Source organism: Chryseobacterium subflavum, from assembly GCF_055762745.1.
Genome location: NZ_JBVTMR010000001.1, coordinates 134,742 through 157,854, shown reverse-complemented (window position 1 = coordinate 157,854; position 23,113 = coordinate 134,742). Strand labels below are relative to the sequence as shown.

The following is a 23,113-nucleotide window of genomic DNA, read 5'->3' as shown; positions in this document are numbered from 1 at the left end:
GGTTCATGTTTTAAGTACTTTTCCATTAGTTTCGTTTACCGATTTTGCTCCGGGAAGTAACTGTAACATCAGCCCTACGATTACAACGCAAATCAACAGGCAGATAACCCCAAAATGGTAAGCCTCCTGCCAGCCGTCTTTTGAAAAATAAAAGAACACACCTCCAATGATACTTACTCCCAGTGCCGACGCTGTTTGCTGAAAAGTTGAATAGATTCCAGCAGCTGCACCTGCATACTGTGAAGGTACATTTTTCAGAGCAACATTTAATAATGAAGGAAGGACCAATCCGTTTCCGAATCCCCATATTCCCATTAGACCGATAATCAGCGAGGTACTGATCCCGGGTTTCCAAAGTGTCATCTGGAGATAAAATGCGATAAACAGAATAACCACTCCCACTTGTAATACTCTTTTTCCAAATATAACAATCAGCCTCGACGCCATGAGAGAAGATATGATAAATAAAATCCCGGGAACAACAAAGTACAATCCGCTATCCATTGCTGAGATACCCAATCCATTTTGTAAATAAACGGCACTGAGTAAAAGATATGCCGTATGCAGCATAAAATGAAATAATACCGCAACCAGACCGATATTGAAATCTTTTATTCTAAACAATCTTACATCAATCAAAGGGTTTCCATTTCTTGAAAGTTTAATTTTCTGATTATAAATAAAAAATGTAAACAAAATGGCTGATAAAATAAGCAATGCAAAACTCCACAGCGGCCACCCTGATTCACGACCCTGGATCAGGGGATAAATAAGGGAAAATAATGCCAGCGTTAAAATCAATATTCCTGTATAGTCGAATTTTGTAGACTCATGTTTCGGGGTTTCCGTGAGGTATTTATGAGTTGCCCAAAGTGTAACGATCCCGATAGGAAGATTGATAAAAAACACGAGTCTCCAGCCTTCTATGAACCAATGGGTATCCGATAGGTATCCTCCCAGCATTTGACCGATGGCTGCAGCAGTTCCAAGTGTTATACCATACAGGCCAAATGCTTTTGCCCGCTCTTTAGTATCAGTAAAAAGAACTTGTATAAACGCTATGGTTTGCGGAACCATAAATGATGCACTGAGCCCCTGGAGTATCCTGGTTGCATTCAGCTGAAAAGCGGATTGCGAAAGACCACATAATCATGAAGCAACTGTAAAGGCAAACATTCCCCAAAAGAAAACTTTCTTTCTTCCAAAATGGTCTCCCGCTCTACCTCCGGTAATAAGAAAAGCAGCATAACCAAGCAGGTACCCCGCAATAACGAACTGCATTTCGCCATCAGTCGCATGAACTCCTTTTTTAATGGTAGGTATCGCCACGTTGATGATGAATACATCAATTACAGAAAGTAAAGGTGCGGCCAATACAATGATCAGCTCCAGCCACTTATTTTTTATATCTTTCATTCTAGATCAGTTTTTCAATGATTTTTTTGGCAGACTGGATTTCGTCAGGTTTTTTAAAGACGGAAGCGGTAACAATAGCGCCTTCCAGCATAACGTAGATTGTTTCTGCCAGCTCTTCATCAGACAATATGTTCTTATGTCCGGAATTTTCAACAAGGTTTTTTATAAATTCTTTACTGTGCACTTTAGCTGATTGTATTTCGGCTAAAACTTCCGGATCACTTGTCCCTGCTTCATCATTTGCTTTAATGAACGGACAGCCTCCGAACTGCCTGAATTTCTGACGTTCGGTGTGATGATCAAAAAGTGCCAGTAGTTTCTGTTTAGGATCTTTAACTTTGTTGACACTGCTTTCCAGCCTGCTGAACCATAGCTCATGGGTACGGCGGATATAAGCGATCAACAGGTCTGTCTTTGTTTCAAAATGTTTATATAAAGATGCCTTGGCAATATCAGCCTCTTCAATGATCTGATTGATACCAGTATTACTATAACCCTGTCTATAAAATAAACGTTCGGCGGTATCCAATATCCTGTCGGTTACAACTTGTCCTCTTTGTTTCATGGTACAAAGATATAAATTAAATAGACAGACTTGTATATTTAAATTTTCACTTTTTTCTATAATGTATATATCAAAAGCTATGTTAAGATATCCATTAATGAAAGTAATAGCATTATATAATATCAAAGTATATCTTTGCAAAAACATCAAATTATGAAAGTGTTCCTGCTGGTCTTATCAATTCTTTTTCTTACTTCCTGCATAAGTGATTCGGATTATACTTCTCCTGCCCCATCTAAAAAATCTACCAGATACTATTTGTACCAGTCGTTTAAGAAAAAAAATGGGGTGGTAACCTTTACCGTATCGCATGATGGTACCTGTGCTGCAAAATCATACTACCAGATCGATCAGCTTATCGATACTACTCCTGCAACTTTTGTATCGTACATAAACTGCGAAAAATATGAAATACAAAAGGGATATTATAACAGTTCCTCTTCAAATATGACCCTTAATTTTGTCAATTACAAAGCTTCAATAAATGGCAATGAACTAACGGTAACGAAAATCACTACTGATATGTGGGACACTTATGAAGAAATCAATATTGCAAGGGCTTATTAAATTAAACAGTCAACCTTATTAGAATTGAAGAAAGTATTTTTTCCATCACATTTTTGACGCAATTTAATGAATACTGTCAAAAATTAAATTACTAAAAACTAGCTCATTGCAAATTTAACAATTATTAAAAAGCCCATATATAAAGTATTTGAGGAGATTTAATACAATAATAAGTATCTTTACCGTGAATTAAACATACGTAAAAACTATCCTGACGATACAATTTTAAATTGCAATGAAACCTATTCTCAATATTCTTTTAGTTTCGACATTACTCATTTCATGTGCGGGAAATGATGATATTTCTGAAAAACCAAAACCAACGGAAAAAACATTATATAACCTGGAATATAAAAATTATCTTGTAAAAAATGTTACTCTTTATAAAGGACCGATTGCCCAGGAATCTGATCCCGGCGAATCTTATCTGACTGCTTATTGGGGAACTTATCAGGAACCAATATGGAGGAAAATAAGTCTTGACATAAAAAACAGCTCTTTACAGCTGATTTCCGAAACATCAGCCGGCATAAAATATACCATTACAATGGACAAGGATTCTGTATTTATCAATGATCATAACGAATTGACCTATATCGGTAATTTTAACAGAGAAAAATCTTCATTTACATTAAAGAGATCACTACGGTATGTAAAAAAAGTTCCAAGAACTGATTTCGGACCCATGCTGATTTCACAAACGAACACTTTTGGTGTTACACAATATGAAACTATTTTCGGTAAAAGTTCTTTTAATAAACCAGCAGAAATGACCGAATCCGGTGATGTTGTTTTGTGGAGTAATATCGAATACCAATATCAGTAATCTGCTCAATAAAATACTGAGCGCAAAGTTTATTATTCTTTAATTGAAAGCCGTAACTTTCCATATTATCAAAATTATACTGTTGATATAAGTTTTACCGCTAACTAAATTGTTTTAGAATGGATAATGCTTTACTTGTGGCTATAAAAAAGATAGTAGAAATAAGTTATGATGAAGAAAAAATAATTCAGAACTTATTCAGATTGAAAGAATATAAAAAAGGAGATTTTTTCCTTAAGGAAGGTGAAATCTGCAAATATGTCGGCTTTATTGAAAATGGTCTTGTCCGTTATTACATCAATGATGATGGGGAAGAAAGAACTTATGGCTTCTCAAAAGAAAATGAATTTACCTGTAATTTTGAAAGCTTTGGCCCGCAGACACCATCTAAGCAACTCATTCAGGCTTTAGAAAATACCCGGATCTGGACCATCAGCTATGAAAATCTTCAGAAGCTGTATGAACAGGTAAAAAATGGAGAGCGATTTGGACGGCTATCTATTGAGTATGTTCTTATCAAAACATTAAAAGACAGGAATTCATTTTATACGGATTCTCCAAAATCCCGCTACGAAAAATTTATTAAGGAGCATTTTGATCTGCAACAAAGGATATCTCAATATTATATTGCTTCCTATGTGGGAGTAAAGCCACAATCATTGAGCAGAATCAGAAAAAGAATATCACTTTTATGATTTATTAACCTGGGTGCATCAATTTCTATTAAACGTTGAAGAATTTTGTATCAACAAAATAAAGTTCTTATGAAACGTTTACAACAAAAAACATCATTCTGGCTTAGCCTCATTTCAGGTATTGGTTTACTTTACATTGGAATCCGCTTTTTTATTAATCCTGTTGGTGCTGAAATAGATTATGGTATCCGTACTGTTACCAATGGGGATTTTTCTTTTCAGTATATCAAAGGAATCCGTGATTTTTTCTTTGGATTGATCATTATCCTTCTTTTATGGAAAAAACAGTTCTTCGCATTAGGTGTTATCCTGGTTTTAGGAACTATCATTCCAGCTACAGACTTCTTCGTCGTACTATCACATCCTGGCTCCACAGCCGGTCATTTAGTTTCCCACCTGATCGCCGTTATCATTTGTCTGTCGTGTGGATTTTATTATTTACAAAACCATAAACTAATACTATCATGATTTTATTTAATATCGTTCTGGTTTTACATTTCATCGCATTCTTAGTATTTATTATTCAGCTTGCCATATTATTTCCTCAACAGAATAAGGTTCTTCATAAAAAAAACATTCTTATTGGAGTTACCATTTTATTAACAGGAATTCTCCTTGTCGTCCTGAAATACCCTCACATCAATTTATATAAGATCATCCCAAAATCATTTTTGTTTTTAGGAGTTTCAACTTTTTGCGGAATATACAGTGGGAAAAATGTTCCAACGAAAGTGTTCTATCTTTTATTCGGAATGGCTATCCTTGCAGGCTTGATAGGAGTCATCAAAACGTAGGTATTCTTCGATACAATTTCAATTTTATTTTCAATAAAAAGTTATTACATATCAAAGCCTGAACTTCACGATTGTTCAGGCTTTGAAAAAAAATCAAATATCTGTTTTAAGGTGTTTGGTAAGTCAGTATTTATTTTATTTTCCTGAAATTATTTATTGAATTTCAGATAATTAAATAACCAAAAGATCCACAAACTCATTAACATTGAGGTTAACCAGCTTATCATACTCCAGAGAATTTTCCAATACAAGTCTTTGCTGCTTTTCCGGGAATATACGGGCGAGATTCACTTTATACTTTTTAATCAGTTCAGGAATTCCTTCATCCCTTCTTCGTTTATGTCCTATAGGATACTCTACTTTTACTTCTTCCAAAACAGTTCCGTCATTTAACTCTACTGTTAATGCATTGGCAATGGAACGTTTTTCAGGATCATGGTAATCAGTGGTAAACTGAACCTCCTCGATACATTCAATTTTATCACGAAGAATATCAATCCTTGGATCTGAAGCAATATTATCTTCATAGTCGGCAGCAGTCAGCCTTCCGAAGATAAGAGGTACCGCTACCATATATTGAATCGCATGATCTCTGTCTGCAGGATTATTCAGGGGACCTTTTTTATCGATAATCCTGATAGCCGCTTCATGCGTACGAATAGTAATTTTTTTAATATCTTCAGTTGTTTTACCCATCCCTTTTAATTGATGGTGCAATGTCATAGCTGCTTCCACGGCTGTTTGTGAATGGAATTCAGCAGGGAAAGAGATCTTAAACAATACATTCTCCATTACATAAGAACCGTATTCACGCTGAAATTTGAATTCATTTCCTTTAAATGAAACATCATAGAATCCCCATGTTTTAGCCGTAAGTACCGAAGGATAACCCATTTCGCCGGTTTTGGCAATTAATGCTAAACGCACAGCTCTGGAAGTGGCATCTCCGGCTGCCCATGACTTACGACTTCCTGTATTAGGAGCGTGACGGTATGTTCTTAAAGATTGTCCGTCCACAAAGGCCAATGAGATCGCATTGATCAGCTCATCACGGGTTAATCCAATTAATTTCCCTACAACGGCCGTAGAAGCCAACTTCACTAATAAAACGTGATCTAAACCTACTCTGTTGAATGAATTTTCAAGAGCAATTACTCCCTGAATTTCATGCGCCATGATCATGGCTTCCAGCACCTGCTTCATTTTCAAAGGAGCTTTTCCTTCTGCAATATGGGTTCTGGACAACCAGTCAGCGGTTGCTAAAATTCCTCCTAAGTTATCAGAAGGATGTCCCCATTCTGCAGCTAGCCACGTATCATTAAAATCCAGCCAACGAATAATAGCTCCGATATTGAAAGCCGCCTGAACCGGATCCAGTTGAAACTGAGTTCCCGGCACTTTTGCACCATTCGGAACAACAGTTCCTTTTACGATAGGCCCCAATAATTTTGTACATGCAGGATAAGTTAAAGCTTCCAATCCACATCCAATAGTATCTAAAAGGCAGTAGTGAGCCGTTTTCCAGGCCAGGTCGTTTTTAATTTCGAAGTTCAATACATAATCTGCAATATCTGTTAATACCTGATCCGGTTGTGGTCTTTCATTTGAAATGTGTGATGACATCTTTTTGTTTTAAGTTTAATTAGTTTATATTTTAAATCGATTGTATTATCTGCTTGTGATAGGAACAAATTCTTTATTTTCAGGCCCGGTGTAATTGGCACTTGGACGGATAATTTTGCCATCCTGCCTTTGTTCAATGATGTGGGCACTCCATCCCGTGACTCTTGAAATAACAAATAACGGAGTGAACATAAGGGTTGGTACTCCCATCAGATGATACGAAACCGCTGAGAACCAATCCAGGTTAGGGAACATTTTCTTTTCTTCCCACATTATGGTTTCCAGCCTTTCAGCAATATGATAAAGCAACATATCTCCGGCCTCTTCGGAAAGTTCTTTCGCTACTTTTTTTATCACTACGTTTCGCGGATCCGATATGGTGTACACCGGATGTCCAAATCCAATAATTACTTCTTTGTTACCAATACGCCTTCTGATATCCTCTTCCGCTTCATCCGGGGAATTATAACGACTCTGAATTTCGAAAGCCACTTCATTCGCCCCACCATGTTTAGGACCTCTTAAAGCGCCGATAGCTCCCGTTATACAGGAATAAAAATCTGAAGAGGTTCCCGCAATAACACGCGCAGTAAAAGTGGAAGCGTTAAATTCATGCTCTGCATACAGATTAAGAGAGATTTCCATTGCCTTCACCCAGGAATCGGGTGCTTTTTTACCATGCAACAGGTGAAGAAAATGGCCTCCAATAGTATCATCATCAGTTTCTACATCAATCTCTTTTCCGTTATGCGTATAATGATACCAATACAAAAGTCCGGAACTGAATGATGCCAGTAATTTGTCTGCAATATCCCTTGCTCCCGCCACATTATGATCGTCTTTTTCAGGCTGAATACTTCCAATTGCTGAAACCATGGAGCGCATTACATCCATCGGATGGGCAGCTGCAGGAATACTTTTCAGGATATTTCTTACAGAATGTGGTAATCCTCTCAATGATTTCAATTTGGCTTTATAGTTTTTTAACTGGGCTCCTGTTGGTAGCTGTCCGTAAATAAGAAGATAGGCTACCTCCTCAAATTCTGCTTTTTCTGCGAGGTCCAAAATGTCATAACCTCTGTAATGGAGATCATTTCCACTTTTTCCTACACTGCAAAGTGCAGTATTACCTGCGGCAACCCCGGAAAGCGCTACACTTTTCTTAGGCTTAAATGTTGGTTCGTTATTCATTGACATTCTTGTTCTGTTTAAATAGGTTATCTAATTTTTGTTCGTAATCATGGTATCCAATACTTTTGTAAAGCTCTTCCCGGGTCTGCATGGTATCAATTACATGAGCCTGGGTTCCATCTTTCCGGATATGCTCGTAAACATTCAGTGCTGCCTTATTTGCCGCCCGGAAAGCAGAAAGGGGATATAAAATCAAACCGACTCCCGCATCTTTCAGTTCATCAGCAGTATACATTTTAATCATTCCGAATTCTGTAATATTGGCCAGTACAGGAATACCTGTAGCGTCTACAAACTTTTGATAATAGCTTAAATCAGGAACAGCCTCCGCAAAGATGAAATCTGCTCCGGCTTCTTTATAGGCAACAGCCCTTTCCAATGTTTTTTCAAGCCCTTCATTGGCAAAAGCATCAGTACGTGCCCCGATCACAAAATTTTCATCCGTCCGAGCATCAACAGCAGCCTTCAAACGGTCTACCATTTCCTCTTTGCTTACCACTTCTTTACCTGGACGGTGCCCACAACGTTTCGCTCCCACCTGGTCTTCAATATGCAAAGCACCTGCTCCGGCTTTAATTAATGATTTTACAGTTCTTGCTACGTTGAATGCCGAAGGACCAAACCCCGTATCTACATCCACCAATAGAGGTAAATCACATACATTGGTTATTCGTTGAATATCGATCAGAACATCCTCAAGGGTCGTAATTCCCAGATCCGGAATTCCCAACGATCCTGCAGCAACTCCTCCTCCGGAAAGATAAATAGCATTGAATCCTGCTTGCTGCGCCAGCAATGCATGATTGGCATTGATAGCCCCGACAATCTGAAGAGGGTTTTCTTTTTGCATCGTCTCCCGGAAACGTAATCCGGCAGACTCTAGACTTACATTTTTACTCATCTTTAATATTATTGTTCGTTTTGATGTATTTTAACTCACATTCTTCCAACAATTTAAAGAAAGATTATTCTTTAAATGATTAAAATAATTAAACGACCTATAAACCTTAATGAATGGTTGAACAGCCTCATTACATTTTCATGTAATAACAATCCGGTCAAAGATTGCTGCCATCAGCCTGTAATGCTTATAAATCAATATAAAAGGTGCTGATAAAACTTCACAATACTTTGTAAAAGAGAAAATTATGGAAAGGGACTAATACGAGCAAGCTGTAGAAATGATACAGCCCTGAAAAGCAAAACCTGTAAACCATTTCTTAAAAATGATAATGTACACAAAAAGATATCGGGCACTGTTATCACATCGTATCATACCTGACTATAAGCTTCAGATCGCGAAAGCATCGTCAATTCGAAATAGGCAGGTCTCCTGACTTGTAACAATTTTTATCGTCCTTCCCATTCAAAAAAAGAACAGTGAACCCTGATTGATAAAAACCTTTTGAGTGTTACTTACAGTTGCGCGACAGTTCGTGATTCACACACGATTCCCTTTTAATTCACAGCTAAGTGTAACCAATTCCGGTTGATAAAGAAGTATAAATGAACTCCTTGGTGGTAAATATAGGTATTTTATTGAAACACGAAAATAATTATTTACGAACAACAGTTAGGAATTCGTAATTCTTTGAAAATAGGCATTATAAATATATTTTCAATTTTCAAAATCATAATTAAAATGATCTTGATTATGTAAAAATCACTTGCAAAAAAATCCGACAAACACGATTATTGAGAAAAGCATATGCTCTCAATATGAAAATATGATTCTGAATTAACAGATAAAAGCCTGAAAAACACTCACAATATCTGTTTCAAATTCTCACCTATATTTTGCAAAGCCAACAGGCTATGGGATGTGATACGTTCTGCAAAAATAATCCTGAAATGGTACCTGAACTGATCGGTAAGGCTAAAAATTTCTCCGGGAGTAAATAATATTCTTTGCTGTTCGCAATAAGCGTAAAATTTCTCCATATCCACTCCTTCAGGCAAACTTCCCCAAATGCTGTATCCACCCTGAGGATCTTCAAAATAAGCCCCATCCGGAAAATGGCTTTTTAATATCTCTAACACATCTTTGGCCTGCTTATATAGCTGTTTACGAAATGAACGCAAATGTTTATCATAGCTATGGTCTTCAAGCAGTTTAATGACCAGTTCCTGATATACCGGAGCAACAGATCTTCCTAAGGCAAACCTGGTTCTCTCTGCTTCCGCATGGAATTTTCCCGAATGCATCCATCCCAGGCGAATACCGGGAGCCAATGTTTTGGAAAAAGAAGAAAAAGTTATTACCCAACCACCGGTATCAAAACTCCCGATCCCCGAAGGTCTCTCATTGCCAAAATAAAGGTCTCCGTAAATATCATTTTCGATAATCGGAAACTCATATTCTTCCGCAATGGAAAGCAGTTCTTTTTTTACAGTTTCCGACATCAGAATTCCTGTAGGATTGTGAAAATTAGGTGTAACTACAAGAGATCTGATATCATGATCCGCGCATATCTTTTTTAAATATGCCGTATCAAAACCATTTCTATCCCGGACAGGAATTTCTATGACTTTAAGTTTCAGATTGGCAATTACTTCCAAAACAGAAAAAACGCACGGACTTTCAACAGCAATGAGGTCACCGGCATTCGTCACAGATGCCAGGGCAATGTAAAGTGCCTGCAATGCTCCATCAGTAATGATTAATTTTTCAGGATGCAATGTGTATCCATATTGAGAAGTACGTTTAGCGATAAGATCTCTTAGTTCTAAAGACCCGTTAGCAGGATAGTAGCGAAGAAGTGAAGTCCCTTTTTCGCGGATCACTTTCTGCATTTTTTTTAAAATGAGCTTTTGCGGAATCAATAGATCCGTAGGTGCCGCCGAATTAAATGAGGCATATTCGGAGGGCTTATTTCTTGATGAAATCAGAGCAACATTTTTATTGAAAACTTCATTTTTTGAGACCGGGTAAAGTGGTAAGTTTTCACTGCTTATTTGTGGAACATCATCTGCTACAAAATAACCGGAGCGGGGAATATTTTTCACCCATCCTTTCATCACCAGATGATCATAACCACTTTGAACCGAACTTGTACTCAGATGATAATTTTCTTTAATCTCTCTCACAGATGGTAGACGGGTGCCGGGCTTTAACATTCCAGTCTTTATTTTATCTTCAATAGTAGTGGTAAAAATCTCATATCTGTACGTCTTCATGGCGTTTCATCTTTTTCATAACAAATGTACAAATGTGTTCGCACAAATGATTAAAAACCAACTGTACTGATTCAATTGTACTCAACTGTACTCATACAACAGTTTAATAATCCATTAGCTTTGGGTAAAAAAGAATCATAATGGAAATTATATCCAAATTTACCGTAGGATCAGACCAGGGAATCGATCACCTTTTTGCTGTCATGAGACCATATATCAGAAATACCTATTCTGGAAAAGTTTCATCGGAAAAAATTGAAGAATACCTTGCCGAAAATGTAGAATACAGGAAAATGATCAATATCCTGAATGACTTATCCACCCAGCTCATTATGGTGTTTGCAGATCATGAACCCGTCGGTTATTGCCTTTTTAAAAGCGGATCATTATATCCGGAAGCAAATGAAGGGGAGAGAATGACGGAAATAATTGATTTTTCTATCCTTCCTGAATATGATCAGCCTGAAATAAGACAATCATTATGGAACAAAAGCAGATCAGCTATTACTTTTACAGATCGTATCTGGATCAGCATAACTGAAGATGATCCCATGCTCTCATTCTTCAATTCGGTTGGATTTGAATTTATAAAAACGACCACACTGAAAGCATTTTCACTCCCTGCAAAAATATACGAACTGAAGCTGAAGTAAATAAGACTATTCCTTTCACATATTTACATTGTTATTTTTTGGAACAGATGTGGACAATATTTTAATTTTCTTAGCTTAGAGGAGGAAAAGCAACCTCAACAAACAGATCCTGTTAGCAGATATAATGTTGCTGACAGGATCATGTAATACATTAATTAAAAAAACAACCCATTACAAAAGATTTTGACCTTATATTTACAAACAGAAGCCCGATTCTTTATGGCTAAAAGCTGTTTTTAAACAATTTTTTGAAAATCAATTAATTAAAACATCGATTATCCCTTATTTTTTCGTATCTTTGCACTTAATAAATAACCAGGCCTCTGCCTTTGCTATCTGTTACAGTTTAGAATACTTATTTTTTTCTTTCAGTTTTTGCTTTTTCAGCTGCCAAAAATTAACCCTTATTTATTTCTTGAATGAATATATATACAGGCAACTTTAAAAAACAAAGAATAGAAAAACAATTTGAAGATCCTTTTACTCCTTTAGGAGATTTACTCTCAGTAGAAATTACAAAAGAAGACCATTACGCAGGCTCCAGGGTTTACGGGCGTATAGAGGTGCTCATTTAATGTGAGGCATGCCACGCTATTGCAAACTCAGCAACGATCTTTATTTATTCAGATTATTGGTGAACAAAGCAAATGAAACAACGGGAAAAATTATTTTTTTCCGATACACCAACAATAAAATAAATATTCAATTCCTGATAAAGAATTGGTCAAAGGTCGAAGATTCGGCAAACCTTATCAATGAATTTCAAAAATTTAAATTTAATTAATCCCATTATCCGCGCCGCTACAGAGACAGGATATTCTAAACCGACAGAAATACAGGCGGATGTTATTCCGCAGATTTTGATGGGTAGAGATATTTTGGGGTTTGGACCTAAGGAACCTGGAAAAACAGCAGCATTTACCATGCCTGTTATTCAGCTGTTGAAGAAAAGCGCACCGGAACATAAAGAAATACGGACACTGGTATTAACGCCGACACAAGAAATAGCAGTGGAGATTGAAGAAGATTTCAGAATTTACAGTAAATATCTTCCTTTATCCCAGTTGACCATTCATGATGGAACATCACAAGGAAATCAGCTTGCCGCTTTAAGAGTAAGAGTGGACGTTCTTATAACAACTCCTGCTGCTTTACTTGAATTAATCAATCAGAGACCTATCAGTCTTTCCAGGATTGAAATCCTGGTTTTAGATGAAGCAGATAAAATGCTCGATACGAATTTTGTGAATGATGTGAAGAAAGTTATTAAACTTCTTCCTCATAAAAGACAAACCTTACTTTTTTCTTCGGTCATATCAGACAAGGTTAAAAGATTTGCTGATCCATTGCTAAGCAACCCGGTGGAGATTAAACCTACACCTATAGAAAAAAATGCAGATCATACAGTGATACCCGTAGGAAAAAAAGAAAAAACGGACAGGCTTTATAACGCCGATCCGCTCCAGTACTTTAATATAATAACTAAATAATAAAATTAATTTATGGCAGATTCTTTCTCTAAAAAAGAAAATTTCAAGAAAAAAATTCAAAAACAAAAAGAAAAGGCTTTACGCCGTGAAGAACGAAAAACTAATAACAATAAAGGAAAGGGACTTGATGAAATGCTAACGTATGTGGATTCATACGGAAGACTTACTTCTACTCCACCTGAAGAGACGCAAGAAATTAACCTTGATGATATTCAGCTGGGAGCTGCTCCTATTCCTGAAGAGGAAATCCGTAAATCAGGAATTATTACTTTTTTCAGTGAAAAAGGTTATGGTTTTATTACAGAAGATAAAACAAAGGAAAATGTATTTTTCCATTCCAACAACTGTGCGGAACCCGTAAAGAAAGGAAATAAAGTATCATTTGAAAAAGAGAGATCTCCGAAAGGATTTTCTGCTATTGATATTCAACTGATCAAATAATAAATAACAACAATTTTTAATAACAATTACAATGCAAGAAGGCACAGTAAAATTTTTTAACGAAACAAAAGGTTTCGGATTTATTTCTCCAGCAGACGGAGGACAGGATATCTTTGTACACGCTTCAGGGTTAAGCACAAGAATTATTCGTGAAAACGATAAAGTAACTTTTGAAGTACAAAAAAGTGAAAAAGGATTAAACGCAGTAAACGTAAAACTTGCATAGTTTTCCAGATATTTTCCGATAAGATAATATCAAATCACACAGAAGGCCCCATTTGGGGTCTTTTTTTTATTTCAAATAAATCCAGATAAAGTATAATCCAAAGTCGATCGTCCTATAAATAATAAACCCATCATTACTTTATTGGGAAGTATTATCTTTATGTAATAAAAACACATCACTGATGTTCCGGGTGATCTGGACATCTAAAAACATTTTGAAGTAAAAAATCAATCACCTTGAAAAGAATTGTAAAAGTATTCCGGAAAATATTGATCCTGCTGGTCCTCATTATCACTGTTCTTGGTATCATTACCTTTTTCTATATGAGGCGGGAGGAATTCGGAGCCCTGCCGGAGGGTAAACGTCTTGAACTGATAAAAGCTTCTTCCCATTATAAAGATGGCAGATTCAGGAATATTGTGGAGAGGCCAACGCTTACTAAAGGCTACTCGATGCCGGGTGTATTGTACGAAACCCTGTTTACAAAATTTCCACACCGAAGCCCCGTAGATTCGCTACCATCCATAAAGACCAATTTAAAAGCACTGAATATTCATGATAACGCGTATGTATGGTTTGGGCATTCTTCATTTTTTCTTCAGCTCGATGGCGTAAAGATCCTTGTTGATCCTGTATTCAGTGGAAAAGCCTCCCCTATCCCTGGAAGTGTTACGGCTTATAAAGGAAGTGATATTTATACGGTAGCAGACCTGCCTGAAATCGACTACCTACTTTTATCGCATGATCATTATGATCATCTGGATTACGAAACCGTAAAAGAACTGCAAAAAAAGACAAAACATGTAGTCTGTGGTTTAGGGAACGGAGCTCATTTTGAACGCTGGGGATATACACCCGATCAGATTATAGAAAAAGACTGGTACGAATCCGTAAACGTAAAGCCAGAATTTATCATATTTACGGAATCTACACATCATGATTCCGGAAGAGGATTCAGAAGCGGACAGGCATTATGGCTTTCTTTCCTGATTCAGACACCTTCTATGAAAGTGTACTACAGCGGAGACGGAGGTCGTGATGATAGATTTAAATCTATAGGTTCAAAATACGGAAAAATTGATTGGGCCATTATGGAATGTGGGCAATATAATAAAGCATGGCAATCGGTACATGAGCTTCCGGAAGAAGTTGCTTTGGGAACAAAAGAGCTGGGTGCCCAAAATTTATTACCCGTGCATAATTCTAAATTCACCCTGGCCAACCATCCCTGGAAAGAACCTTTGGAAAAAATCACTGCTCTTTCTAAGAACCAAACTTATCGATTAGCAACTCCTATGATCGGCGAATTAGTTCATTTAGACCAAACAAATCAGAAGTTTAACGAATGGTGGAAAAATGTTCAATGAGGCATCTGAAAAGTTAATTTTGGAAAATTCCAATTTTATAAACTTGAGATGTCCATTTTCAGCATTTGGTTTATTTTATCCTGAAATTGGGTCTCTATAAGGATCTCCGATATATCCACAGGTAAATCTTCTAATGTTAGAGGATTCACAGGGCTCGCTACCAGGTGGTAGTTACCATCAAGAAAATGATTAAAGTTACTTTTATCAAATGAATACAAACCTTTTTTTGCCATTGAAATGTAATCTTCAAGATATCTTTCATCTGCTTTACTACGATATATTTCAATTAAGACCGAGTTTAATTCGGGATTAATTGTAAAATCTGATACTACAGGCAAATTCCTGAAATAATGTACTAATTTCTTATGATTTTCTGCTGATTTAGCTACAGAATCAGGTAACTTTCCTCCTGCAGAAGCCATAAATCCAATGTATTTGCCATCCGTGAGAAACCAATCAATGTCCAGGGTCTGTTGTTCAATTTCAGTTATCATCAGTTAAGGGATTATATTTTTTCTGACTAAAAATTATTTATAATGCCTGAATATTCCAAAATCTGTAGCCGTCCACAGGGCTGCTTTTTGTCCCGCAGCTTTTAGGGCATCATTTGTCCAGGTGTTACAGGTATACGTGAAATTGTAGCTTCCCTTAGCATCATAAAAGGCATCATTATCAGCATACACAGCATTTGTCGGGATGAGAATAAAATTACCATTCTTATCTCTATCGAATTTGGCTTCTACGAATTCAACTAATTTTTTATACTGGGACCTGCTGATCATAATCATTTTACAGTCTTCTCCTTCTTTCATCGTACTATAATAAGTACAGTGCATTGCAGATTCACTTAACCAGAAAGCAGCTTTGAAAGCTGTTGAAAATTTTAAATCAGCCCATGTCGGAGTGTCCAGGTAGAAACCTTTATCTCCCCATCCGATTCCTATATATTGATAATCAGTTCTCTTTGAAGTGGTATTGGAGAAAGGAACTTTTGTACTCCAGTCCTGCAGATCGTTTTTTACCTGCATTACAATATCCGTGTGTACTCCATTGGTATAAATATAAATTGGAATCTCTTTCTTTTCACCGTCATCCTTCGCTGAAACCCCGATAAACGGGACTAACAGGGCAAGAACAACATAAAGAGCAACGATCCCGAGGATGATTCCTAAAGCTTTTAAAACGATAATAAGTATTTTTTTCACAGATATGTCTTATAAGGTTACGTAAAATTAATTTTTAATTTATAACAAAAATATTTGTTTTAATCGGAAAAATCAGTACATTTAAGTATGAAATAGTCACAAATATGCGTAAAAACACTAAATCCCAAAAAAGATTTAAAATAAGAGTAAAAACAGCTCCGAAAAGAATACAAAAAAAACGTTGATTTTCTAAAAGATTTTATCTTTTTGAAAGTCAATTTTTCTTTTTAGGAAAGGCTTTTCAGAGAATTTTTATTCACAAAATCTTTGCCTCCTTAAACCGCTAAATTTAAGGAATGGTCGACTACCCTCTTTAATTTGGAACAGCAGAAATTCCAAACGAGGGTTTATCACCAAAAATTTAACGCTTAACTCCTCATACGAAACTCAATTTTTCAGTTTCTCACCACCATATCCCCTTCAATCTCCCCTTTTTTTTGGATACATTCTCATCAAGAACTTGCAATCAGGCATTTATTGTAATTATATTTTACATTTTTATCATTTTTTTAACACATTTTTAATCCCCACGTTTTGTTTCAATTTTCAAGTTTAGTTACCTTTGTCATTGGATGCGGGGAAGATTTCATCAATATTTGTTTACCTTTTTATTTGCACTACTCACTGTTTTAGGTTTGTACTCTGGTCAGATACCGGAGTATCCCGATTTTGATGTCAACTTCAATTCAAAATCCGTAAGTGATGATTCTTCGGAAAACAATATAAAACATTCTTATGCTTTTCTAAGGGACCATGAACTTCATGATCAATATGTTGTTTCACACCTGCCCTACCATAAGCTTAGAGCAAACCTTTCCGAAAGCGATAATGAAAACGATGATAATGTAGAGACATCCGGTTTTACGGGACCTCCAATCTGTTTAGGGACTGACATCGGACATCTGAAACCTGATTTCGTTACGAAATTCCATAACAGACAGAGTGCTGTTTCACTTGCTAATTCAGAACATCTAAAATATTTCAATGATGACCTGTACATCCAGTACAGGGTCATCCGGCTGTGATCTTAGTATATTTTTACGGAAAATTTATAGGTTCTCATACTGAGAGCCTGCAACCTTATTTTTTCAATTAAAAAAATTTACTATAAAATGATTATCATGGTCAAGAAAAGTCTCATGTATATAAACCTGTGCATTATTTTGCTATGCATAAGCTGTCAATCAGAGAAAAAAGAAAAAGCAGAAGCTGCGGTTTTCAATGTAACAAGCCCGCTAGTGAAAGATACTTTAATCGACAAAGATTATGTAGCACAAATCCGATCCATTAACCATATAGAACTCCGTGCTCAGGAAAAAGGTTATATCCAGACCTTATATGTAGATGAAGGTCAATATGTAAAAAAGGGACAACTGCTATTTAAAATTATGCCCAACCTTTATGAATCTGATGTTAACAGGGCAAAGGCAGAAGCAAAATATGCTCAGATAGAATACCAGAACACTAAAAATCTTTCAGATAAAGATATTGTAGCTCCACAGGAAATGGCAATGGCTAAGGCGAAATATGAAAAAGCCCAGGCTGAGCTTTCGTCAATGAATACACACCTGAAATTTACTGAGATCAGGGCTCCTTTTAACGGAATTGTAGGCCGTCTGCATGTACGGAAAGGAAGTCTGGTAGACGAAGGCGAGCTGATCACAGAACTTTCGGATAACAGCAAGATGTGGGTATACTTCAATGTTCCGGAGGCTGAATACCTGAATCAGATGAGTGACAGAAAGGACAATGATCCTATGCATGTCCGTTTAAAAATGGCCAATGGAAAAACATTCAGCCAGGATGGTATTGTGGAAACCATCGAGTCTGATTTTGATAATGAAACAGGAAATATTGCATATAGAGCAACTTTTTCTAACCCTAAGGGTCTTCTCAGATATGGGGAAACCGGAAATATACAGATTACAGCTCCCTATGCCAACGCTATGCTGATTCCTCAGAAAGCAACTTTTGAAGAGCTGGAAAAGAAATATGTATATGTAATCAACAAAGACAACAAAGTAAAAGCACGGGAAATAAAAATTGCTGCTGAATTACCACATATTTATGTAGTGGCGTCAGGACTTGGAAAAGATGAAAGAATTCTTTTGGACGGGCTTCGAATGGTACAGGAAAATCAAAAAATTTCCACCCGCTATCAGAAGCCTGAAAAAGTGATGTCGAACCTGGATCTCTATGCTGAGTAATTAAAAAGCAGAATTATGTTTAAAAAAGTAATACACCGGCCGGTATTCGCAATCGTAATATCGGTCATCATCCTCTTTGTCGGTGGATTGGCCATTAAACAGCTTCCTACCGAACAATTTCCAAAAATCGCACCTACTACGGTTGCCGTATCCATTGCTTATCCGGGTGCGAGTGCCGATGTACTGGTGAAATCCTCATTGATTACCATTGAAAATGCCATCAATGGAGTACAGGGAATGCGTTACATCACCACCGATGCGACCAGTGCCGGAGAAGCTACGGTAAACGTTGTTTTTGATCCCGGAACAGATCCCAATGCTGCCGTTGTTCTTGTAAAAACGAGAGTAGACCAGGTGATGCCCCTTTTACCTGAACTCGTACAGAAAGAGGGGGTTGTAGTAAATCCCATTCAGCCCAGTATGTTGATGTATGTCAATTTATACAGCACCAACAAGAGCATGGACGAAAAATTCCTTTACAACTATGCAACCGTAAACATCATTCCTGAAATCAACCGTATTCACGGTATCGCAAAATCCCAGATCCTGGGAAGCCGAAGATATGCAATGCGAATCTGGTTGAATCCCGATCGTATGCGTGCTTATTCTATTTCTGTGGATGAGGTAATGAAGGCTATTGGTGAGCAAAGCATCATCGGGCGTCCCGGAAGAATCGGTCAGAGCTCAGGAATTGCAGCGCAGTCCCTTGAATATGTTCTTACCTATAAAGGACAATATAACAAACCTGAAGAGTATGAGAACATCATTGTACGTTCCAATGCTGAGGGGGAAAATATTAAGCTTAAAGACGTAGCTAAGGTAGAACTGGGAAGCGAATTCTTTGATATTTATTCCAATCTCGACGGACATCCTTCTGCTTCTATAGTCCTGAAGCAGAATTATGGAAGTAACGCGAATGACGTAATAAAAGATGTGAAAGCAAAGCTTGAGGAAATGAAAGGTAGCTTCCCACCAGGAGTAGATTACAAGATCAGCTATGACGTATCCCAGTTTCTGGATGCTTCCATCGAACAGGTGGTCCACACATTGAGGGATGCCTTTATTCTTGTAGCCATTGTAGTTTTCATCTTCCTTGGAGACTGGAGGTCAACATTGATCCCAATCATTGCCGTTCCCGTCTCTTTAGTAGGAACATTCTTTGTTATCCAGCTTTTTGGCCTATCCATAAATCTGGTAACCTTATTTGCCCTTGTTCTAGCTATCGGTATCGTTGTGGATAATGCGATTGTGGTTATTGAGGCTGTACACGCCAAGATGGAAGAAAGCAACATTTCACCTTATAAAGCTGTGAAAGAAGTAATGGCTGAAATTGCAGGCGCTATTATCGCAATTACTGCTGTAATGGTGGCAGTATTTGTCCCTATTTCATTTATGACAGGGCCGGTAGGAACCTTTTATCGTCAGTTTTCAATTACAATGGCGAGTTCCATCGTGATTTCTGCTGTAGTTGCCCTTACATTAACGCCTGTTTTAGCGGCAATGCTGCTGAAAAACAATCATGGAAAACCTAAAAAAGCCAATCTCTTTACAAAATCACTGGATGCATTTAATAAAGGTTTTGATAAAGTAACCGGTAAGTATGCATTGCTTCTGAGAAAAATCGTTAACAGAAAAGTGGTAACCTGGGGAATCCTGATTTTATTTTCAGCCGGAATTTTTATCATCAACAAAACACTTCCGGGAGGCTTCATCCCCAATGAAGACCAGGGAACGATTTATGCCATTATTCAGACACCTCCGGGTTCTACATTGGAACAGACCAATAAGGTTTCCAGAGCATTACAGAAGATCTGTCAGGGTGTGGACGGTGTAGAATCCGTATCCTCACTGGCGGGTTACGAAATTATGACGGAAGGGCGTGGTTCTAATGCCGGAACTTGTCTGATTAACCTTAAAACCTGGAGTGCCCGTGACCATTCTGTAAAAGAAATCATGAAAGAACTTGAAGAAAAATCAAAAGATCTCGGAGCAACCATTGAGTTTTTTGAACCACCGGCTGTTCCCGGATTTGGATCTTCAGGAGGATTTTCCATGAGACTGCTGGATCTGAACAGAACCACAGATTATCAGGATTTCGATAAGGTAAACAAGGAATTTATTGCCAACCTTAAAAAGCGCAAGGAATTAACAGGGGTATTCACCTTTTTTGCAGCCAATTATCCGCAATATGAGCTTGTTTTTGATAATAATGCCGCCATGCAGAAAGGAGTTTCTATCGGTAAGGCGATGGACAACCTGAATATCCTGATCGGAAGTACCTATGAGCAAGGATTTATCAGATTCGGGCAGTTCTTTAAAGTATATGTACAATCTTCTCCTGAATTCAGAAGACTTCCTTCGGATATCATGAAGCTCTATGTAAAGAATGACCGTGATGAAATGGTTCCTTATTCAGCATTCATGACGCTGAAAAAAACACAGGGGCCTAATGAAATTACCCGCTACAACATGTATAATTCTGCTGCGATCCGGGGGTTACCGGCTGCCGGGTACACAACTGCAGATGCAATTAATGCGATTAATGAAACAGCAATTAAAACTTTACCTCACGGATACAAAGTTGCCTGGGAAGGATTGTCTTATGACGAAGCACAGCGCGGAAATGAAGCCATCTATGTATTCCTGGTTGTTCTTGTATTCGTATACCTCGTACTTGCGGCGCAGTATGAAAGCTTTGTCATTCCATTCGCTGTCTTATTTTCGCTTCCTGTGGGGGTATTCGGATCTTTCCTTCTCCTTAAGGCAATGGGTCTGGAAAATGACATCTATGCTCAGGTAGGACTGATCATGGTAATAGGTCTTCTGGGTAAAAATGCAGTATTAATCGTTGAGTTTGCCGTACAGCGGAGACAGTCAAGGGATTCCATATTTGAAGCAGCCGTGGAAGGTGCAAGGATCAGGTTCCGTCCGATCTTGATGACTTCTTTTGCATTTATTGCAGGTCTTGTTCCTTTAATTTTTGCAGGAGGTGCCGGAGCGATCGGAAACCACACCATTGGAGCTTCTGCATTAGGAGGAATGCTCGTGGGAACTATTTTAGGAGTCATCATTATTCCTGGCCTCTATTACATTTTTGCCAAATGGTCTGATGGCAAAAAAATGATCAAAGACGAAGATGAATCACCGCTAAGCGAAGATATGATACACTATGAATAAGAATAAAATATATCAATATGCAGGGATCGCGTTGGTCCTATTAAGCCTTGCTGCCTGCAAACCTATAGAAATAGAACAGCGTGCCGAAAATAAAACAGTTCCTGAACAATACGGGACTGATGATAATAGTTCTTCCAATACAGGAAAGATCAAATGGAATGAATATTTCAGTGATCCAAATCTCCAGGCACTGATCAATGAAGCTCTTAAGAATAACCAGGAGCTGAATATTGTTCTCCAGGAAATAGAAATTTCCAAAAATGAGATCAAGGCCCGTAAGGGAGAGTATTTGCCATCAGTAGGTTTGAAAGCCGGAGCCGGTATGGATAAAGTAAGCAGATACACTAATATCGGCGCAATGGAAGCGAATACTGAAATTGAACCGGGCAGAGAAATGCCGGATCCTTTATTTGATTTTGCCGTAGGAGCCCAGGCCAAATGGGAAACCGATATCTGGGGGAAACTGCACAATGCCACAAGAGCTCAGGTACAGAGGTACCTTGCCGGTGTAGAGGGAAAGAATTTTATGACCACGAATCTTATTGCTGAAATTGCTGATTCTTACTATGAACTGCTGGCTCTGGATAATGAACTGGATATCCTACAGCAGAATATAAAGATTCAGAATGATGCTTTAGAGGTTGTAAGAGATCTCAAAAAATTTGCCCGTTCCAATGAACTTGCCGTTCAACGTTTTCAGGCTCAGGTATTAAAAACCCAGGGAATGCAGTACGATATCAGGCAGAAAATTGTGGAAACAGAGAACAGGATCAACTACCTTGTTGGAAGATTTCCACAGCCTGTGGAAAGAACCCGCAATACTTTTGATACCCTCGTTCCACAACCGGTATATACAGGAATTCCTTCAGAGCTACTGGAAAACAGACCTGACATTAAACAGGCTGAATATGAGCTTGCTGCATCAAAGCTGGATATAAAATCAGCAAAAGCAAGGTTTTATCCTTCTCTTGATATTGCTGCGGGAGTAGGATTTCAGGCTTTTAACCCTCTGTACATTGTCAAGCCTCAGTCCTTTCTGTATTCTCTTGCAGGAGAGCTTACTGCCCCACTGATCAATAGAAATGCAATAAAGGCAGCTTATTATAATGCCAATGCAAAACAGGTGCAGGCTGTTTACCATTATGAGCAAACTATACTGGGTGCTTATATTGAGGTAGCCAACCAATTATCAAAGATTCATAATCTGGAAAATAGTTTTGACATTAAAAATCAGGAAGTAAATGCCTTAACAAAGTCCATTGATATTTCCAATGATCTTTTTAAATATGCCCGTGCAGATTATATGGAAGTCCTCCTGACCCAACGGGATGCTCTTGAATCCAAGTTTGAACTCGTTGAAAAGAAAGTGAATCAGTTAAAAGCAAGTGTTGCCATTTACAGGGCACTTGGTGGCGGATGGGATCAGAATCCTGTTGCCCCCCCCGATATTATAAAAAAATAATATATACCAATTTAATTTTTTCTTAGGGAAG

At 37.6% G+C, this 23,113-nt stretch carries 22 protein-coding genes, 1 pseudogene and 1 riboswitch; of the genes and pseudogenes, 15 read left to right on the top strand and 8 right to left on the bottom strand.

The window, feature by feature from the left end; genetic code table 11:
• Nucleotides 1-3: 3 nt before the first annotated feature.
• Both AC0INN_RS00750 and AC0INN_RS00745 read right to left on the bottom strand, forming a co-directional pair.
• Nucleotides 4-1,416 (bottom strand): annotated as a pseudogene (locus AC0INN_RS00750) (MFS transporter).
• Nucleotide 1,417: 1 nt separating this feature from the next.
• On the bottom strand, nucleotides 1,418-1,981 hold the full coding sequence (locus tag AC0INN_RS00745; RefSeq protein ID WP_306611229.1) for a TetR/AcrR family transcriptional regulator: 564 nt from the start codon (nucleotides 1,979-1,981) through the stop codon (nucleotides 1,418-1,420).
• Between the two features lie 153 nt (nucleotides 1,982-2,134).
• Here AC0INN_RS00745 and AC0INN_RS00740 point away from each other — a divergent pair, with 153 nt between their 5' ends.
• The 5 genes from AC0INN_RS00740 to AC0INN_RS00720 all read left to right on the top strand — a co-directional run bounded on the left by AC0INN_RS00740 (nucleotide 2,135) and on the right by AC0INN_RS00720 (nucleotide 4,863).
• Nucleotides 2,135-2,548 (top strand): hypothetical protein, encoded by a 414-nt coding sequence (locus AC0INN_RS00740; protein WP_172276865.1) that lies wholly within the window; start codon nucleotides 2,135-2,137, stop codon nucleotides 2,546-2,548.
• A 235-nt stretch (nucleotides 2,549-2,783) separates the two neighbouring features.
• On the top strand, nucleotides 2,784-3,374 hold the full coding sequence (locus tag AC0INN_RS00735) for a hypothetical protein (RefSeq protein WP_306611226.1): 591 nt from the start codon (nucleotides 2,784-2,786) through the stop codon (nucleotides 3,372-3,374).
• Between the two features lie 119 nt (nucleotides 3,375-3,493).
• Nucleotides 3,494-4,069 (top strand): Crp/Fnr family transcriptional regulator, encoded by a 576-nt coding sequence (locus tag AC0INN_RS00730; protein ID WP_172276859.1) that lies wholly within the window; start codon nucleotides 3,494-3,496, stop codon nucleotides 4,067-4,069.
• A 69-nt stretch (nucleotides 4,070-4,138) separates the two neighbouring features.
• A complete protein-coding gene (locus AC0INN_RS00725; protein ID WP_306611223.1) occupies nucleotides 4,139-4,537 on the top strand; it encodes a DUF4267 domain-containing protein in 399 nt (132 codons plus the stop codon).
• On the top strand, nucleotides 4,534-4,863 hold the full coding sequence (locus tag AC0INN_RS00720) for a hypothetical protein (RefSeq protein ID WP_172276853.1): 330 nt from the start codon (nucleotides 4,534-4,536) through the stop codon (nucleotides 4,861-4,863). Before AC0INN_RS00725 ends, AC0INN_RS00720 begins: the two co-directional genes overlap by 4 nt.
• 171 nt (nucleotides 4,864-5,034) lie before the next feature.
• Here AC0INN_RS00720 and AC0INN_RS00715 read toward each other — a convergent pair whose 3' ends face one another.
• The 4 genes from AC0INN_RS00715 to AC0INN_RS00700 form a co-directional block, all read right to left on the bottom strand.
• Complete coding sequence (locus AC0INN_RS00715; RefSeq protein WP_306611220.1) at nucleotides 5,035-6,486, bottom strand: bifunctional 2-methylcitrate dehydratase/aconitate hydratase; 1,452 nt, start codon at nucleotides 6,484-6,486, stop codon at nucleotides 5,035-5,037.
• Between the two features lie 45 nt (nucleotides 6,487-6,531).
• The gene (gene prpC, locus AC0INN_RS00710) at nucleotides 6,532-7,677 is read right to left on the bottom strand and encodes a bifunctional 2-methylcitrate synthase/citrate synthase (RefSeq protein WP_273650961.1); all 1,146 of its coding nucleotides are present in this window, start codon (nucleotides 7,675-7,677) and stop codon (nucleotides 6,532-6,534) included.
• The gene (prpB, locus tag AC0INN_RS00705) at nucleotides 7,670-8,578 is read right to left on the bottom strand and encodes a methylisocitrate lyase (protein WP_273650960.1); all 909 of its coding nucleotides are present in this window, start codon (nucleotides 8,576-8,578) and stop codon (nucleotides 7,670-7,672) included. The genes prpC and prpB overlap by 8 nt, the downstream gene beginning before the upstream one ends.
• Before the next feature lie 405 nt (nucleotides 8,579-8,983).
• A riboswitch (cobalamin riboswitch) is annotated at nucleotides 8,984-9,176 on the bottom strand.
• 265 nt (nucleotides 9,177-9,441) lie between these two features.
• The gene (locus AC0INN_RS00700; RefSeq protein WP_273650959.1) at nucleotides 9,442-10,854 is read right to left on the bottom strand and encodes an aminotransferase-like domain-containing protein; all 1,413 of its coding nucleotides are present in this window, start codon (nucleotides 10,852-10,854) and stop codon (nucleotides 9,442-9,444) included.
• A 140-nt stretch (nucleotides 10,855-10,994) separates the two neighbouring features.
• Between AC0INN_RS00700 and AC0INN_RS00695 the strand changes: the two genes are divergently transcribed.
• The 6 genes from AC0INN_RS00695 (at nucleotide 10,995) to AC0INN_RS00670 (ending at nucleotide 15,031) form a co-directional block, all read left to right on the top strand.
• Nucleotides 10,995-11,507, top strand: coding sequence for a hypothetical protein (locus AC0INN_RS00695; RefSeq protein ID WP_172276838.1), 513 nt, complete (start codon nucleotides 10,995-10,997; stop codon nucleotides 11,505-11,507).
• Nucleotides 11,508-11,926: 419 nt separating this feature from the next.
• Nucleotides 11,927-12,082 carry a hypothetical protein gene (locus tag AC0INN_RS00690; protein WP_273650958.1) on the top strand — a complete coding sequence of 52 codons (156 nt, stop codon included), beginning with the start codon at nucleotides 11,927-11,929 and terminating at the stop codon, nucleotides 12,080-12,082.
• Between the two features lie 180 nt (nucleotides 12,083-12,262).
• Nucleotides 12,263-12,997: a DEAD/DEAH box helicase gene (locus AC0INN_RS00685; protein WP_273650957.1), complete on the top strand. Its 735-nt coding sequence runs from the start codon at nucleotides 12,263-12,265 to the stop codon at nucleotides 12,995-12,997.
• 12 nt (nucleotides 12,998-13,009) lie between these two features.
• Entirely contained in the window at nucleotides 13,010-13,438 is a 429-nt protein-coding gene (locus tag AC0INN_RS00680) for a cold shock domain-containing protein (RefSeq protein WP_172276829.1), read from the top strand.
• A gap of 31 nt (nucleotides 13,439-13,469) precedes the next feature.
• Nucleotides 13,470-13,664 (top strand): cold-shock protein, encoded by a 195-nt coding sequence (locus AC0INN_RS00675; protein ID WP_089029390.1) that lies wholly within the window; start codon nucleotides 13,470-13,472, stop codon nucleotides 13,662-13,664.
• Nucleotides 13,665-13,900: 236 nt separating this feature from the next.
• Nucleotides 13,901-15,031: an MBL fold metallo-hydrolase gene (locus AC0INN_RS00670; protein ID WP_273650956.1), complete on the top strand. Its 1,131-nt coding sequence runs from the start codon at nucleotides 13,901-13,903 to the stop codon at nucleotides 15,029-15,031.
• Nucleotides 15,032-15,066: 35 nt separating this feature from the next.
• On the opposite strand, the gene AC0INN_RS00665 is transcribed toward AC0INN_RS00670, so the two are convergent.
• Together AC0INN_RS00665 and AC0INN_RS00660 are read right to left on the bottom strand one after the other, a co-directional pair.
• On the bottom strand, nucleotides 15,067-15,525 hold the full coding sequence (locus tag AC0INN_RS00665) for a hypothetical protein (RefSeq protein WP_273650955.1): 459 nt from the start codon (nucleotides 15,523-15,525) through the stop codon (nucleotides 15,067-15,069).
• Between the two features lie 33 nt (nucleotides 15,526-15,558).
• A complete protein-coding gene (locus tag AC0INN_RS00660) occupies nucleotides 15,559-16,236 on the bottom strand; it encodes a TIGR02117 family protein (RefSeq protein WP_273650954.1) in 678 nt (225 codons plus the stop codon).
• Between the two features lie 596 nt (nucleotides 16,237-16,832).
• Between AC0INN_RS00660 and AC0INN_RS00655 the strand changes: the two genes are divergently transcribed.
• From AC0INN_RS00655 to AC0INN_RS00640, 4 genes are all read left to right on the top strand, one after another.
• Nucleotides 16,833-17,261, top strand: coding sequence for a hypothetical protein (locus tag AC0INN_RS00655; RefSeq protein WP_273650953.1), 429 nt, complete (start codon nucleotides 16,833-16,835; stop codon nucleotides 17,259-17,261).
• A 96-nt stretch (nucleotides 17,262-17,357) separates the two neighbouring features.
• Nucleotides 17,358-18,443: an efflux RND transporter periplasmic adaptor subunit gene (locus tag AC0INN_RS00650; protein WP_172276817.1), complete on the top strand. Its 1,086-nt coding sequence runs from the start codon at nucleotides 17,358-17,360 to the stop codon at nucleotides 18,441-18,443.
• Between the two features lie 15 nt (nucleotides 18,444-18,458).
• On the top strand, nucleotides 18,459-21,620 hold the full coding sequence (locus tag AC0INN_RS00645) for an efflux RND transporter permease subunit (protein WP_306611213.1): 3,162 nt from the start codon (nucleotides 18,459-18,461) through the stop codon (nucleotides 21,618-21,620).
• A complete protein-coding gene (locus tag AC0INN_RS00640; RefSeq protein WP_172276811.1) occupies nucleotides 21,613-23,082 on the top strand; it encodes a TolC family protein in 1,470 nt (489 codons plus the stop codon). Before AC0INN_RS00645 ends, AC0INN_RS00640 begins: the two co-directional genes overlap by 8 nt.
• Nucleotides 23,083-23,113: the final 31 nt, after the last annotated feature.

Excerpts from the sequence above, each read along its gene's own strand:
- prpC (WP_273650961.1), bottom strand. The coding sequence starts at position 7,677 with ATGAATAACGAACCAACATTTAAGCCTAAGAAAAGTGTAGCGCTTTCC.
- AC0INN_RS00675 (WP_089029390.1), top strand. The coding sequence starts at position 13,470 with ATGCAAGAAGGCACAGTAAAATTTTTTAACGAAACAAAAGGTTTCGGA.
- AC0INN_RS00665 (WP_273650955.1), bottom strand. The coding sequence starts at position 15,525 with ATGATAACTGAAATTGAACAACAGACCCTGGACATTGATTGGTTTCTC.
- AC0INN_RS00700 (WP_273650959.1), bottom strand. The coding sequence starts at position 10,854 with ATGAAGACGTACAGATATGAGATTTTTACCACTACTATTGAAGATAAA.
- AC0INN_RS00685 (WP_273650957.1), top strand. The coding sequence starts at position 12,263 with ATGAATTTCAAAAATTTAAATTTAATTAATCCCATTATCCGCGCCGCT.
- AC0INN_RS00640 (WP_172276811.1), top strand. The coding sequence starts at position 21,613 with ATGAATAAGAATAAAATATATCAATATGCAGGGATCGCGTTGGTCCTA.
- AC0INN_RS00740 (WP_172276865.1), top strand. The coding sequence starts at position 2,135 with ATGAAAGTGTTCCTGCTGGTCTTATCAATTCTTTTTCTTACTTCCTGC.
- AC0INN_RS00645 (WP_306611213.1), top strand. The coding sequence starts at position 18,459 with ATGTTTAAAAAAGTAATACACCGGCCGGTATTCGCAATCGTAATATCG.
- AC0INN_RS00695 (WP_172276838.1), top strand. The coding sequence starts at position 10,995 with ATGGAAATTATATCCAAATTTACCGTAGGATCAGACCAGGGAATCGAT.
- AC0INN_RS00725 (WP_306611223.1), top strand. The coding sequence starts at position 4,139 with ATGAAACGTTTACAACAAAAAACATCATTCTGGCTTAGCCTCATTTCA.
- AC0INN_RS00690 (WP_273650958.1), top strand. The coding sequence starts at position 11,927 with ATGAATATATATACAGGCAACTTTAAAAAACAAAGAATAGAAAAACAA.
- AC0INN_RS00720 (WP_172276853.1), top strand. The coding sequence starts at position 4,534 with ATGATTTTATTTAATATCGTTCTGGTTTTACATTTCATCGCATTCTTA.
- AC0INN_RS00680 (WP_172276829.1), top strand. The coding sequence starts at position 13,010 with ATGGCAGATTCTTTCTCTAAAAAAGAAAATTTCAAGAAAAAAATTCAA.
- AC0INN_RS00650 (WP_172276817.1), top strand. The coding sequence starts at position 17,358 with ATGGTCAAGAAAAGTCTCATGTATATAAACCTGTGCATTATTTTGCTA.
- prpB (WP_273650960.1), bottom strand. The coding sequence starts at position 8,578 with ATGAGTAAAAATGTAAGTCTAGAGTCTGCCGGATTACGTTTCCGGGAG.
- AC0INN_RS00730 (WP_172276859.1), top strand. The coding sequence starts at position 3,494 with ATGGATAATGCTTTACTTGTGGCTATAAAAAAGATAGTAGAAATAAGT.
- AC0INN_RS00735 (WP_306611226.1), top strand. The coding sequence starts at position 2,784 with ATGAAACCTATTCTCAATATTCTTTTAGTTTCGACATTACTCATTTCA.
- AC0INN_RS00745 (WP_306611229.1), bottom strand. The coding sequence starts at position 1,981 with ATGAAACAAAGAGGACAAGTTGTAACCGACAGGATATTGGATACCGCC.
- AC0INN_RS00715 (WP_306611220.1), bottom strand. The coding sequence starts at position 6,486 with ATGTCATCACACATTTCAAATGAAAGACCACAACCGGATCAGGTATTA.